This window comes from Streptomyces sp. NPDC098789 (assembly GCF_044759975.1).
Classification (GTDB): domain Bacteria; phylum Actinomycetota; class Actinomycetes; order Streptomycetales; family Streptomycetaceae; genus Streptomyces.
On sequence record NZ_JBIWAJ010000003.1, the window covers coordinates 88,198 to 101,242 of the forward strand.

A 13,045-nucleotide genomic window follows, 5' to 3' on the forward strand; every position below is an offset into this window, starting at 1 on the left:
GGGGAGGGGCTCACTTCGCCATCTGCTGCTGGGCCTTGGACAGCTTGGCCTTCACGGATTCGGTGGTCACGGCGCGGCCGGCGGCGGCGTCGGCGAAGAGTTCCTTGACCGCGGTGCCGACGGCCGTCTCGAACTGCGACTCCTCGGGGACCTGCGGGAGGGGGGCGGCGCTGGTGCCCAAGGTGTTGCGCAGCACGGTGAGGTCCTCGGTGGCGAAAGCCTGGTCCTGCTGCGCGGCCTTGACGGGCGGGATCGAGCCGTAGGTCTTGTTGAGCAGCTTCTGCTCCTCGTCGCTGGTCATGAACTTCACGAACTTCAGCGCGCCGTCGATGTTGTCGGTGTTCTTGAAGACGGCCATGTTGATGCCCGCGACCATCGAGTTGATGTTCTTGCCCTGGCCGGGGGCGCCGCCCGCGGGGACCGGGACGGGGGCCACGCCCCAGTCGCCCTCCTTCATCCCGTGGGCCTTGAAGCTGCTGGCCGCGCTCTGCCACAGGACCATGGCGGTCTTGCCGTTGGCGAAGTCCTGGAGGGACTGGTTCTTGTCGTACTCGGCGTTGCCGGGCGCGATGATCTTGTCCTTGGCCATCAGGTCGACGTACTGCTTGACGGCCTCGACGTTGGCCGGGGTGTCGAAGGTGGGCTTGCCCGCCGCGTCGAAGAACTCGGCGCCGTGCTGGCGGGAGAGGACGTAGGCCTGGTGGATGTTGTTGGAGAGGTTGGAACCCTCGGCGCCCAGCGCCCACTTGCCGTCCTTGGACAGCTTCTGGCCGGTGGTGACCATCTCGTCCCAGGTGGCCGGTGGCTTCTCGACGCCGGCGTCCTTGAACATCTTCTTGTTGTAGTAGAGCGCGTAGGACATGGAGTACAGCGGGACGGCGGCCGGGTCCTGGCCCGCGGCTCCCGCGGAGCCGATGGCGGAGTCGACGAAGCGGTCGCGGCCGCCGATCGCGTCGAAGTTCTTGGCGTTCCAGGGCAGGAGCGCGCCGGTGGCCTGGAGCGAGGAGGACCAGGTGTTGCCGATGTTGAGGACGTCGGGGCCCTGGCCCGAGGCGGTGGCCGCCAGGATCCGGTTGAGCAGGTCGGCCCAGGGGACGACCTCCAGCTTGACCTTGATGCCGGTCTGCTCCTCGAACTTCTTCAGCTCCGGCCCGAGGGTCGCCTGGTCCGCCGCGATGTCGGGGCCCTGGTTGGAGGCCCAGTAGGTGAGTTCCTTGGGGGCGGCGTTGGAACCGCCCTCGTCGCCGGTGGAACCACCGCCGCAGGCGGTGGCGGCGGCGAGCAGGGAGGCGGTGACCACGACGGCGGCCGCGGCTCGGGTTCTGCGCATGGCGGATCGGCCCCTTTCAACAGGGTCGGGCGACGGCCGGGAGGGAGGCCGGGTGCCGCCTTTCGGCCGCCCCGTTACTTCCAGGCCTTAATTTAGGACGTGAGTTAAGCCTCGGGAAAGGGTCGCGTCAAGGGGTCGCGCAAGGGTATGTTGCGAATCGTTGTCAGGGCGGAAGGAGCCACATGACGGGCAGTCACGGACGTACGGTGCGGGACCTGCGGCGCGGCAACCGCAGCGCCGTGCTGCAGCGGTTGTACTTCGGCGGACCCATGAGCCGCCAGGAGTTGGGACCCGTCACCGGGCTCAGCTCCGGATCCGTCAGCAACGTGGTCGGCGAACTGGTCGCCGACGGCCTGCTGGAGGAGGCGGGGGTCGTCGACTCCGACGGCGGCCGGCCGCGCACGCTGCTGCGGGTGGCCCCCGGCAGCGCCCACATGATCGGGGTCGACGTCGGCGAGACCCGGGTCCGGGTCGAGCTGTTCGACCTGACCCTCACCGAACTCGCCCGCACGGAACTCCCCTTGCAGCCGCGCGGCTGCTACGACGTCGGGCCGATCGTCGACCACGTCCGCACCGGCATCGCCGCCGTCCTCGCCGAGGCGGGCGTCGGCACGGACCGGCTCCTGGGCGTCGGCATCGGCGTCCCCGGCATCGTCGAGCGCGACGCCCCCGGCGGGACCGTGGTGCACGGCCAGACCATCGGCTGGGACGCGGTCCCGCTGGAGGCCCTGCTGCGCGCCACAGGAGCCCTGCCCGAGGAGGTCCCGTACCTCATCGACAACGGCGCCCGCACCCTCGGGCAGGCGGAGATGTGGTTCGGGGCGGGACGCGGCGCCCGCGAGGCGGTCGTCGTCCTGTTCGGCTCCGGCGTGGGCGCCAGCCTGGTCACCGACGGCTCCCCCGAAGGCGGGTCCACCGACGGCACCCCGCTGGAGTGGGGCCACCTGACGGCGTCGGTGCGCGGCAGGCGCTGCCGGTGCGGCGCCCTGGGCTGCCTGGAGGCGTACACCGGGGCCGAGTCGCTGCTGGCCAGGTGGGCCGAGCGGGGCGGGAGCGCCGGCGAGGTCCAGGACGAGGAGGAGGCCCTCGCGGTGCTGCTGGCGCACGGCGTCGCCGGGGACCCGGTGGCGGTGGAGGTGCTGGAGGAGACGGCCGAGTACCTGGGCGCCGGGCTCTCCGACCTCATCAACCTCTTCCAGCCCGAGCGGATCCTGATCGGCGGCTGGGCCGGGCTGATGCTGGGCCCGCACATCCTGCCCTCGGTCCGCGCGCACGCCCGGCGCTACTCGCTGCGCCACCCCGCCGACCGGGTCAGCATCGACCTGGGCTCGCTCGGCCCGGACGCGGTCACGGTGGGCGCCGCCACCCTCCCGCTGTCGGCGTTCTTCACCACGGGCGGCCGCCGCCCCGTCCCGGCCCCCGCGACGGAACCCCCCGGCTGGCACGCATCCCTGGCCACCCGCGGCGGAACGGCGCGCCGCTGAAGCGGCCCGTCGCGGCCACGGCGGGGAGGCCCGGGCGCTGACGCGCGGGCCCGCCGCCGCGGGCGGGGCGGCCCGGCGCCAGGGGGCGTCTGACGGATGTCCGTGGGGAAGGAGCGGTGTCCGGTGCGTGCTCTCGGCGCGGCGACCGGGAGCCCGCGCACTGGACGTACTCGGGCCTTCGGTCGGTGCGGCGAGAGTGCGTGCCGGGCGCCGCGACGCCACGGACATCCGTCAGACACCCCCTACGTCGCCGGGCCCGGGCGGGGTCGGGCGGCGCGGGCCGCTGCCAGCGCGACGGCGAGGAGCAGGACGACAGCCAGCACGAGCGCCGGGCGCGGTCCGTGGCCGAGGGTGAGCGCGCCGCCCGCCAGCGCGCCGGCGAGCAGGGTCAGGACGGTGACCAGCCGGCGCACCGAGGCCGGCCCCCAGCGGTCCACCGCGAGCCCGGCCAGCGCCCGGGTGACGACGGTGGTGGTCAGATCGGGCACGGCGAGCCGGTGCACGACGCCGTTCTGCAGGCCCATGCCGAGGGCCAGCAGGGCGATGACCGCGAGCTGCCCGCCGCCGCCCTCCCGGGTGGCCAGCGCCGCGCCCACCAGGACCGCCTGCACGGCCACCAGCGGGCCCGCCAGACGGCCCAGGCCGTCGGGCCGCTCCCCGCGCCGCAGCCGCCCGGCGATCAGCGCCCCGGCGAGGAAGGCCGTCAGGGCGAGCGCCGAGGCACTGGCCGACAGCTCGCCGTACCCGGCGAGCGCGAAGCCGAGGAAGGCGACGTTGCCGGTCATGTTCGCGACGAAGACGTGGTCGAGCCCGAGGAAGCTGACCGCGTCGACCAGTCCACTGACGAAGGTCAGGGCGATCAGCAGCGGGGGCAGCACACCGTGCGGGTTGCCCGCGCCGCCCGGGCCGGGTGTCAGGCCGGGCGCCGGGCCGGCCGGGAACAACAGGTCGCCCAGCGCGTGCAGCACCCCGCGCCGCGCTGCGGGGCCCCCACCCGGCGGCGGATCGGACTCCATGCGGCGCTCCCTCGGGGTCTGCGGCCGGGCCGCCGCCGCGGCTCCCGCGAGGGACGGAACCTGACGGAACGGCAGCTTCCGACCTCGCGGGGAATCGTACCGATCGACGGTGCGCGCCGGGGTCAACCACCCCGCCGCGCGCCGGACCGGTCCGCGGCGCGCGCGGGGACGGCGGGGCCGTGGACGGCCTCACGCGGTGCGGTCCGCCACGTCCTCGGGATTCAGGCCGAGTCCCGGACGACCAGCTCCGGCGCGAACAGCACCGGCGCGCCGGGGGCGCCGGCGCCCCCGGCGGCTGCGGCCCCGCGGGCCTCCCCGGGGCCGTCGAGCAGCAGCCGCACCATCTCCGCCGCCATGTCCTCCACCGGCTGCCGCACGGTCGTCAGCCGCGGACGGCAGGCGGTGGCCGCGCTGGAGTCGTCGAAGCCGACCACCGCCACGTCGTCCGGGATCCGGCGCCCGTGCTCGCGCAGCACCAGGCACGCCCCCTGGGCCATCAGGTCGTTGGCCGCGAACACCCCGTCCAGATCCGGGTGTTCGGCGAGCAGCCGCAGGACGGCCCGCTCGCCCCCCTCGACCGTGAAGTCGGCCTCGGCGACGGCGAGCGGCTGCCGCCCGGCCTCCCCCAGGGCCTGCGCGCACCCCGCCACCCGCTCCCGGCTCGCCGGTACGTCGCCGGGCCCCGCGATGACCGCGATGCGGCGGCGGCCACCGGCGAGCAGGTGCCGCGCCGCGAGCGCGCCCCCGTCCCGGTGCCGCAGGTCCACCGACGGCAACGGCACGTCCGGCTCGGGCCGGGCGAACAGCACCGCCGCGAGCCCGGCCCGCGCCAGCAATCCCGGCAGCGGGTCGTGCGGATGGGTGGAGACCAGCAACGCCCCGTCCGCGCCGCCTTGGGAGAGGTAGGCGAGCAACTCGGTCCGCTCGGCGTCCGTCTCCGCGCACATCAGCACCGGATGCACCCCGCGCGGGCGCAGCGCGCGCACCACGCCGCTGACCACCCGACCGAAGAAGGGGTCCTGGAAGACCCGGGCCGCGAAGCCGCCCGCGGCGTCCGCGCCCGCCCCCGAGACCACCAGCGCGACCGCCCCGGCCCGCCGGGTCACCAGGGAGCGGGCGGCCCGGTTGGGCACGTACCCGGTGGCGTCCACCGCGCTCTGGACGGCCCGCCGGATCGCGGGATCCACGTTGCGGACGCCGTTGACCACGCGCGACACCGTGGCGCGGGACACCCCGGCGGCCCGGGCGACGTCCTCCAGCGTGGGCGCCGCGCCCGCCCCGACCCCCGCGCCGCCGGTCCCGCCCGCGTCCCGCTCCGTGTCCATGGCGGCACCCTATCCGCGGCCCCCGGGCGGCCGACCCCGCGCCCCGGCGTGCGGTCCGCGCACGACCGACCCCGCGCCCCGCCGCGCGACCCGCCGCACGCATCGCCGAACGACCCGGCGTACGGCCCGGCGCGCGTCACGCGCCGCGCGTCACGCCTCCAGCACCGTCCGCAGCGGCAGGTCACCCGCCGTCGGCCCGGCCATGACCTCGTACGGGCCCGGTTCCGTCACCCACGTCGCCGCCTCCGGGGACCAGTGCCGCAGGGCGCGCGCGGGGACCCGTACGACCGCCGTCGCCCGCTCCCCCGGCCCGACCTCGACCGCGGCCCAGCCCGCGAGCCAGCGCACCGGGCGCTCCACCGCCGAGTCGGGTCGGCCGAGGTACACCTGCACCAGCTGACGACCGGCCCGCGCACCGGTGTTGCGCAGGACCACCGCGAACTCGGTGACGGGGGCCCCTCGGTCGCCGGGGAGCCGGGTCAGGGTCTCGAAGTCCCATGTGGTGTAGCCGAGCCCGTGCCCGAACCAGTACGCGGGCGCGCGGCCGGTGCGCAGCCAGCCGCGGTGGCCGATGTGCAGGCCCTCGGGGTGGGCCAGTCGGCCGTCCGGGGCCGGGCGGGTGGTGCGGACGGGGGCGTCCGCGAGGACGGCCGGCCAGGTGGTCGGGAGGCGTCCGCCCGGTTCGCGGTGGCCGAAGAGGACGTCGGCGAGTCCGCTGCCGGCCTCCTGCCCGGGGAACCAGGACAGCAGGACGGCCCCGGCGTCCGTCCGCCAGGGCAGCTCGACCGGGCCGCCCGCCTGGACGACGACCGCCGTGCGCGGGTTGGCGCGCAGCACCGCGCGCACCAACTCGTCCTGGGGTGCGGGCAGCCGCAGGTCGGTGCGGTCGCGCCCCTCGCACTCGCTGCCGTCGGTGGTGCCGACGACGACGACCGCGGCGTCGGCAGCGCGGGCCGCCGCCACCGCTTCGGCGAGCGCCTCGGCCGGGTCCGGGGCGGGCGGTGCGGCGGCCAGGACGGTGGCCCGCCCGGTCCCCGGCGCCAGCTGGCGCCGGGCGCACACCCGTACCTCCCGGCCCTCGACGAGGTGCACCCGGACGGTGCGCAGCGGGGGCCGTACGTGCACGACGGCCGGATCGTCCGTCTCCGCCGGGAACTCCCCGTCGAGCACCACCTCGCCGTCCACGGTCAGCCGCATCCGCCCGAAGCCGCCCAGGCCCAGCGTCCAGGTGCCGCTCACGGAAGGACGGAGTACGCCGGCCAGCTCGACGGTGTCGGATCCGGGGGGCAGTTCGGGCTCCAGCACCCGGCCCGAGGGAAGACCGAGGGAGTACAGGCAGGCCCCCCGGACGTCCAGGACGCGCAACCGCACCCCCGGCGCACCCGACCGCGGATCGCGGCAGAGCCCCTCGCCGACGGGCAGCGGTTCCTCGTCGTGCAGGGCCGGGCCGGGGGCGTGCAGGACCCGTACCCGGGCGGGCAGCGCGGCCCGGATGCCCTCCAGCGGACTGACCACGCAGTGCGGGAACACCTCGGCGCTGCCGCCCCCTTGGGCCCGCGGGCGGCCGGCGTGCGCGCCGATGACCGCGAGGCTGCGCAGCCGGCCCGCGGCGAGCGGCAGCACCCCCCGGTTCTCCAGCAGCACGGCGCCGGCGGCCACCGCGTCGCGCAACACCGCGGCCGTGTCGCCGGGAGCGGCGGGGAGGTCCACCGCCGGGGCGGGTGGGCCGCCCCGGCCCTCGGGCGCGGTCAGGGCGCCCACCCGGGCCGCGAGCCGGAGCAGGCGGCGGGTCTTGTCCGCCACGGCCCCCGGCGGCACCTGGCCCGAGCGGACCGCGCCGGCCAACGCCTGCCCCCAGGGGGCGGACGGGCCCGGCATGGCGAGGTCCTGCGCCGCGGACCCGGCGGCGGCGGTCGAGCGGACGGCGCCCCAGTCGGAGACGACGGCGCCGTCGAAGCCCCACTCCCCCTTCAACGGTTCGGCGAGGAGCGGACTCTCGCTCATGGTGGCGCCGTTGACCGCGTTGTAGGCCGACATCACCAGCCACACCCCGGCCCGCACGGCCGCCTCGAAGGGGGCGAGGTACAGCTCGCGCAGCACCCGCTCGTCGATCCGGGCGTCCAGGGTCAGCCGGTCGGTCTCGGAGTCGTTGGCGACGTAGTGCTTCGCGGTGGCGGCGACCCCGCGGGACTGGATGCCGCGGATCAGCGCGGCTCCGGTGCGCCCCGCGAGCAGCGGGTCCTCGGAGAAGCACTCGAAGTGGCGTCCGGCGAGGGGGCTGCGGTGCAGGTTGAGGGTGGGGGCGAGCAGGACGTGGACGCCCTTGCGGCGGGCCTCGTCGCCCAGGAGCACGCCGAGGCGGTGCACCCGGTCCTCGTCCCAGAGCGCGGCGAGCGCGCTCGCCGACGGGAGCAGGGCCGAGGTGTCGCGCTCGTCCCAGCCGGGTCCGCGCACCCCGGCCGGCCCGTCGGAGAAGACGATCTGCCGCAGCCCGACGGCCGGTTCGGCGACCGTGCGCCAGGTGTCCGCGCCGGTCAGCAGCCGTACCTGGCCGTCGACGTCCAGCAGGTCCAGCAGGTCCACCGGGTCGGGCAGGTCCACCGGGTCCGGCGGGTCCGGCGGGTCCAGCAATTCCGGCGGGTCCGACCGGGCCGGCCGGTCCGCGAGCCGTTCCTCGTCATCAATGCCGCCACCACCGCCGCCGCGCATGCGGGCCCCTTCGTCCGGATCATCCGAGAGAGCGGGAGAGCGCTCTCCCAGATGATCCCGGGCCGTGCCGGAGCCTGTCAACGGTGGTGGACCCGCCCTGCTCGACGGTCAGTTGACGGTCACGTCCACGGTGGGCGACACGGCATCGCCGACCATCACGCGCAGTTGCTCCTTGCCCTTGTCCCGGAACGCGTTGTCCAGCGAGTAGCTGCTTCCTTGCTTGACGGTCGTATTCGCCCGCAGCGTCGTCCACTTGGCGCCGTACTTGTGCTGGAGCACCACCTTCGTACCGATCGGCACGCCCTTGGTCCGGCCGGTGAAGGTCACCTTGTCGCCCGCCTTCACCGTGGTCGGGGTGGCCGTGAGCGTCACGGAGGCGGATGCGGAGGCGGATGCGGAGGGGCTCGGCTTCGGCTTCGGGGTCGCGGCGGCGGAGGCGAAGGTACCGGCGGCGCCGGCCGCGAGCAGGGCCGCGGAGAGGGCGCCGACGGCGGCCATCCGGACCCGGCGACCGCTACGGCCCCACGGGCCGCGCGGGCCGCGCAGGTAGCTCGTTGCTGCGTTCACATTGGACTCCCGTGGTGACGGACTCTCCCATGTGGAGCAAAAACACCCACTATGGGGCGATTGACGCGGGTTCGATGCTACGGACCTCCGTCGAGGCGTGTCGACTCGATCTTGGTCTCCCTACCGCCCGCGCCGGGAGGGCGCGCGCCGGTTCAGCGCGGCGCGGCTGATCCAGTACGTGAGGATCAGCCCCCAGAAGATCGGCACGGCCAGCCAGCCGACGAGCCCGGCGCCGAGCACCGGCAGCGCCAGGACGGCCACCGAACCGAGCGCCATCACCGCCACGGCCACCGCCATCGCCACGACCGGGGGGCAGCTGCGCGCGGTGTGCAGCATCGGGCGGCGCAGCCGCGGCGAGATCTTGCCGCGCTGCCACAGCACCCAGCCCGCCCACAGCGCGACGATCAGCACCGCCCCGACGGCGGTGACGGCGGCCCGGGTGGCGCCGTCCGTGCCCCCGGGGGGCCGGCAGCCGAGGGAGAGCACGAATCCGACCAGGGCGGGCCAGCGCGCGCCGGCCGCGACCCCCCAGGCCATGGCCTCCAGGTTGAACCGGGCGTGCCGGTCCTCCAGGTCGAGGGCGGCCGAGTCGACGAAGCCCTCGGCGGCGCGGGTCCAGGCGGCGCGGCTGAACCAGCTGCGCCGCATGTGCAGCGTGGCCAGGTTGTTGTGGGCCTCGCTGTTCTCCGGATCGAGGCGCAGGGTGGTCTCGTACGCCAGCCGGGCGGTGGCCCGGTCGCCGAGGCGGTGGGCCAGCAGGCCGACCATGAAGTGGGCCGCGGCCGCTTCGGGTTCCAGCTCGGTGGCCCGCCGGGCCGCGACGTACGCCTCGGTGCGCCGGCTCCGCTGGCCGCTCTGCTCCAGGACGACCGCGAGGCAGTGGTGGCTGCCCCAGAAGAGCGGGCCGATCTCGATGCACCGCCGCGCGGCCCCTTCGGCCTCGGCGAAACGGCCCAGCTTGCTGAGGACGTCGACCCGGACCAGCCAGGCGTAGATGTCGTCGGGCGCGACGCGCAGGGCGTCGTCAACGCTCCGCAACGCGCCGGCCACGTCGCCGAGCGAGCGGCGGCAGCGCGCGAGGAGGATCAATGCCCCCGCGTCGTCCGGGTGTTCGGACAGGTGGGTACTGGCGAGCGCCGCGGCCTGCTCGAAGCGGCCGAGGTCGTGCAGGGCGTCGGCCCGGTCGAGGCCCCCGGCATCGGCCCGCTCCGGGCGGGACGGTTCGGTGTTCATCCGACTTTCTTCCGGTCGTGGACCACGGTCACCAGGGCCGGGACGAGACCGGTCCAGAACACCAGCTGGGGGACGCCGCGTTCGGTCCACGGGACGACCGCGAGGAGCACGGCCGCGAGCGTGGCCCAGGCCGCTTGGGCCGACACCACCCGGGCCCACGGTTCGCGGGCGATCAGCGGACGCACGCTCAGTCGCGCTCCGACCCGCATCCGCCGGTAGCGGCGCCAGGCCCCGAAGCCCCAGACGGCGCTCATGAGGACGAGCGCCCACAGCCGCATGCCGATCGGCAGGGGCAGGGCCTTGGGGTCCTCGCCCTCGGTCGGGAAGACGTCCAGGGCCACGGCGGAGACGGCGAGGCAGGCGAGGGCCAGCCACCGGGTCCCGCGCAGCATGCGGTAGACGGCGGCGTCGAGTCCCGCGCGCAGGTCGGCCGAGCCCGGTACGGCGGCCAGCGCGGCGGCGAAGGTGTCGGCGGCCCGCGCCGCGCTGGTCCCGGGCCTGTCGGCCTCGCGGCGCGCGAGGTAGGGCACGGCGAAGGTGTTGGCCGGGTCCATCCCGAGCAGGGTCCGGCGAGCCCGCTCGGCGGCCTCCTCGCGACCCGTCTCGGTGGCGACGTAGAGCAGCACCTCGCAGACGTACCGCTCCTCGGGGCCCAGCCGGGCGGCGGCCCGCGCCTCCTCCCAGGCCTCGTCGGGGCGCCGGGGGTCGACGAGCATGAGCAGTTCGGCGCGTCCGGTGCGGGCGAGCCAGTTGTCCGGGTCGATCCGGACGGCCCGCTCCATCACGTCGAGGGCGTCCGCGTAGCGGCCGACGCGGCGCAGGCAGAAGGAGCGGACGAAGTGCGCGTCGTAGTGCTCGGGATCGCGGACGAGCACCTCGGCGGCGGCCTCGTAGGCGGCCTGGTAGTCCCGGAGTTGGAAGTGCGCACGGGCGAACCAGACCCGGGCGAAGAGGTCCTCCGGGTCTTCGGCCAGGCGTCGCCCGAGCACCTCCAGCGCCCGGTCGGCGCGGCCCGCGTCGACGAGGGCCACGCCCTGTTCGGCGAGCGGGTCGCGCGCCTGGAGCGGGGGGCCGGTGTGCTGCCCGGTCACAGCTTCCGCTTCTTCTTCAGGTAGGCGAGCAGGTCGTCGTACATGCCGCCGTCGTTGGCGAACATGGCCACGTTGCGGGCGGAGGCGAACCAGGGCTCGCTGGAGGGGCGGATCTGCTTCGCGGCGGAGAGCAGGTCCTTCATGCCGATCATGCGGACGGTGCCGGTGCGGGCGGAGTCGAGCAGGGCCGTCTCGGCGGCGCTCTCGCAGACGTGGGCGAGGTCCGCGCCCGAGAAGTCCTCGGTGGCCTTGGCGAGTTTGCCCAGGTCCACGGCTTCGATGGGGCGTTCGCGCAGGTGGTAGCGGAGGATCGTCTCGCGGGCGGCGGCGTCCGGCGGCAGCACGAGCAGGGTCCGGTCGAGCCGCCCGGGGCGGCGCAGGGCGATGTCCACGTCCCAGGGGACGTTGGTGGCCGCGAGGACGAAGACGCCTTCGTGGGCGCCGCTGCCGACCCCGTCCAGCTCGGTGAGCAGCTGGTTCACGACGTTGCGCAGACCGCTGTGGGCGGTTCGGCTGCGCTTGGCGCCCAGCGCGTCCAGTTCGTCGAGGAAGACCACGCAGGGCGCCTGGCGGCGGGCGGTCTCGAAGATGTCGTGGACGTTCTTCTCGGACCGGCCGATCCACATGTCGAGGATGTCGGAGAGCGAGATGGACATGAAGCTCGCGCCCAGTTCGCCCGCGACGGCGCGCGCGATGAAGGTCTTGCCGCAACCGGGCGGGCCGTAGAGGAGCAGGCCGCCGCGCAGGCTCTTGCCGTAGAGCTTGCGCAGCTCGGGGTTGCGCATGGGGGCGAGGAAGGCCGCTTCGAGGCGGTCCTTGACCTCCTGCATGCCGCCGACGTCGGCGAGGCGTACGGTCCCGGGCGCGTCGACCTCCCAGGACGAGTCGGCCGCGTCGCCGTCCGCTCCCGTGCCCTCGCTGGTGAGGGGGCGTTCGCGGGCGTACTCGGCGGCATCGGGATCCGCCACGAAGCGGGGGCCGACGACACCGCCGAGTTCCTGCTCCGCGGCGGCCCAGTCGAAGCCGGGGGCGGGGGGTCCGGCCGCGGGGGCGGCGGGGGCCGGTGCGTCGGAGGCCGGCGCGTCGGGGGCCGGCGCGGGTGCGGAGCCGGCCGGGGGCAGGCCCATCGCACGGACCATCAGGGCGCGGGCGTCGGCGTCCGCGGGTGCGTACTGGAGGGCGACGGCCGCCTCGGCCACGGCGTCGTCGGCCCGGCCCGCCGCGAGCAGCATCTCGGCGAGGTGCAGGCGCAGGGGGACGTCGTCGGGCGCGGCGGCGACCGCCGTGCGCAGGCTCCGGATCAGGGGGGACTCGTCGGACATGGCTTCACCCTATGGAGTGAACCCCGATGTGACGAAACCTGGCCCCCGTTGACGGGTGGCCGAGGACCGCACGCGGTCGGCGGCGGGTGATCGGACGGGTGATCATGGGTGCTCCGGGCCGCGGACCGGCGGCTCACCGGCCGTCCCCGGGAGGCGGCACCGGGAAGCGGCACGGGGCAGCAACAGGGACGACACGTGGGAGGCAGCACATGCGCGCAGGACCGACCGTTCCGGTCACCGTGGTCACCGGCGGCAGCAGGGGGATCGGGGCGGCGACCTGCCTGCGCCTGGCCGCCGCCGGGCACCGCCTGGCACTCGGATACGTCAGCGACTCCGCGGCCGCGGAGGGCGTCGCGGCCGAGGTGCGGGCGAGGGGCGCGGCGTGCGTGACCGTGCGCGTGGACACCTCCGAGGAGGCCGACGTGGACCGGCTGTTCGACCGCGCGCGGGCCGAACTCGGCGCGGTGACCGGGCTGGTCAACAACGCCGGGGTGACGGGTCCGCTGGGCCGGCTGGCCGACGCCCGGCCCGAGGACCTGCGCCGGGTGCTGGACGTGAACCTGCTCGGGTACCTGTTGTGCTGCCGCCGGGCCGCCCGCGACATGGCCGCCTCGGGCGGCGGGGCGATCGTCAACGTGTCCTCGGCCGCCGCGACCCTCGGGGCGCCCGGGGACTACGTCCACTACGCGGCCAGCAAGGCGGGCACCGACGCCCTGACCGTGGGCCTGTCCAAGGAACTCGGCGCGGACGGGATCCGGGTGAACGCCGTGGCGCCCGGAATCATCGACACCGACATGCACGCGGCCATGGGCGACCCGGACCGCGCCGCCCGCTCGGGCCCCGGGATCCCCCTCGGACGCCCCGGGCAGCCCGCCGAGGTCGCGGCGGCCGTCGCCTGGCTGCTGTCGGACGAGGCGTCGTACACGACGGGCACGATCCTGCGCGTCGCCGGCGGCCGCTGACCCCGA

The 13,045-nt window shown here is 75.6% G+C and carries 10 protein-coding genes; 2 read left to right on the forward strand and 8 right to left on the reverse strand.

Features of this window, described 5'->3' with window-relative positions; translation table 11 throughout:
- Positions 1-10 precede the first annotated feature (10 nt).
- Positions 11-1,330, reverse strand: a complete 1,320-nt coding sequence (locus ACIQWR_RS07955) for an ABC transporter substrate-binding protein (RefSeq protein WP_404005883.1) — start codon at positions 1,328-1,330, stop codon at positions 11-13.
- 182 nt (positions 1,331-1,512) lie between these two features.
- Between ACIQWR_RS07955 and ACIQWR_RS07960 the strand changes: the two genes are divergently transcribed.
- Positions 1,513-2,814 carry an ROK family protein gene (locus tag ACIQWR_RS07960; protein ID WP_404005884.1) on the forward strand — a complete coding sequence of 434 codons (1,302 nt, stop codon included), beginning with the start codon at positions 1,513-1,515 and terminating at the stop codon, positions 2,812-2,814.
- Between the two features lie 242 nt (positions 2,815-3,056).
- On the opposite strand, the gene ACIQWR_RS07965 is transcribed toward ACIQWR_RS07960, so the two are convergent.
- From ACIQWR_RS07965 to ACIQWR_RS07995, 7 genes are all read right to left on the reverse strand, one after another.
- Positions 3,057-3,830, reverse strand: a complete 774-nt coding sequence (locus tag ACIQWR_RS07965) for a YoaK family protein (protein WP_404005885.1) — start codon at positions 3,828-3,830, stop codon at positions 3,057-3,059.
- Between the two features lie 221 nt (positions 3,831-4,051).
- Positions 4,052-5,155, reverse strand: coding sequence for a LacI family DNA-binding transcriptional regulator (locus tag ACIQWR_RS07970; RefSeq protein ID WP_404005886.1), 1,104 nt, complete (start codon positions 5,153-5,155; stop codon positions 4,052-4,054).
- A gap of 150 nt (positions 5,156-5,305) precedes the next feature.
- The gene (locus ACIQWR_RS07975; protein ID WP_404005887.1) at positions 5,306-7,864 is read right to left on the reverse strand and encodes a glycoside hydrolase family 3 C-terminal domain-containing protein; all 2,559 of its coding nucleotides are present in this window, start codon (positions 7,862-7,864) and stop codon (positions 5,306-5,308) included.
- Between the two features lie 108 nt (positions 7,865-7,972).
- Positions 7,973-8,431 carry a hypothetical protein gene (locus ACIQWR_RS07980; RefSeq protein ID WP_404005888.1) on the reverse strand — a complete coding sequence of 153 codons (459 nt, stop codon included), beginning with the start codon at positions 8,429-8,431 and terminating at the stop codon, positions 7,973-7,975.
- A 120-nt stretch (positions 8,432-8,551) separates the two neighbouring features.
- Positions 8,552-9,664, reverse strand: coding sequence for a tetratricopeptide repeat protein (locus tag ACIQWR_RS07985; protein WP_404005889.1), 1,113 nt, complete (start codon positions 9,662-9,664; stop codon positions 8,552-8,554).
- A complete protein-coding gene (locus tag ACIQWR_RS07990) occupies positions 9,661-10,755 on the reverse strand; it encodes a tetratricopeptide repeat protein (RefSeq protein WP_404005890.1) in 1,095 nt (364 codons plus the stop codon). The genes ACIQWR_RS07985 and ACIQWR_RS07990 overlap by 4 nt, the downstream gene beginning before the upstream one ends.
- Positions 10,752-12,077, reverse strand: a complete 1,326-nt coding sequence (locus tag ACIQWR_RS07995; protein ID WP_404005891.1) for an AAA family ATPase — start codon at positions 12,075-12,077, stop codon at positions 10,752-10,754. Before ACIQWR_RS07995 ends, ACIQWR_RS07990 begins: the two co-directional genes overlap by 4 nt.
- A 209-nt stretch (positions 12,078-12,286) precedes the next feature.
- Between ACIQWR_RS07995 and ACIQWR_RS08000 the strand changes: the two genes are divergently transcribed.
- Complete coding sequence (locus ACIQWR_RS08000) at positions 12,287-13,039, forward strand: SDR family NAD(P)-dependent oxidoreductase (protein ID WP_404005892.1); 753 nt, start codon at positions 12,287-12,289, stop codon at positions 13,037-13,039.
- Positions 13,040-13,045: the final 6 nt, after the last annotated feature.

Bases quoted from the DNA above. Each gene is read 5' to 3' on its own strand.
- ACIQWR_RS08000 (WP_404005892.1), top strand. From the start codon at position 12,287: ATGCGCGCAGGACCGACCGTTCCGGTCACCGTGGTCACCGGCGGCAGC.
- ACIQWR_RS07975 (WP_404005887.1), bottom strand. From the start codon at position 7,864: ATGCGCGGCGGCGGTGGTGGCGGCATTGATGACGAGGAACGGCTCGCG.
- ACIQWR_RS07965 (WP_404005885.1), bottom strand. From the start codon at position 3,830: ATGGAGTCCGATCCGCCGCCGGGTGGGGGCCCCGCAGCGCGGCGCGGG.
- ACIQWR_RS07985 (WP_404005889.1), bottom strand. From the start codon at position 9,664: ATGAACACCGAACCGTCCCGCCCGGAGCGGGCCGATGCCGGGGGCCTC.
- ACIQWR_RS07970 (WP_404005886.1), bottom strand. From the start codon at position 5,155: ATGGACACGGAGCGGGACGCGGGCGGGACCGGCGGCGCGGGGGTCGGG.
- ACIQWR_RS07960 (WP_404005884.1), top strand. From the start codon at position 1,513: ATGACGGGCAGTCACGGACGTACGGTGCGGGACCTGCGGCGCGGCAAC.
- ACIQWR_RS07955 (WP_404005883.1), bottom strand. From the start codon at position 1,330: ATGCGCAGAACCCGAGCCGCGGCCGCCGTCGTGGTCACCGCCTCCCTG.
- ACIQWR_RS07995 (WP_404005891.1), bottom strand. From the start codon at position 12,077: ATGTCCGACGAGTCCCCCCTGATCCGGAGCCTGCGCACGGCGGTCGCC.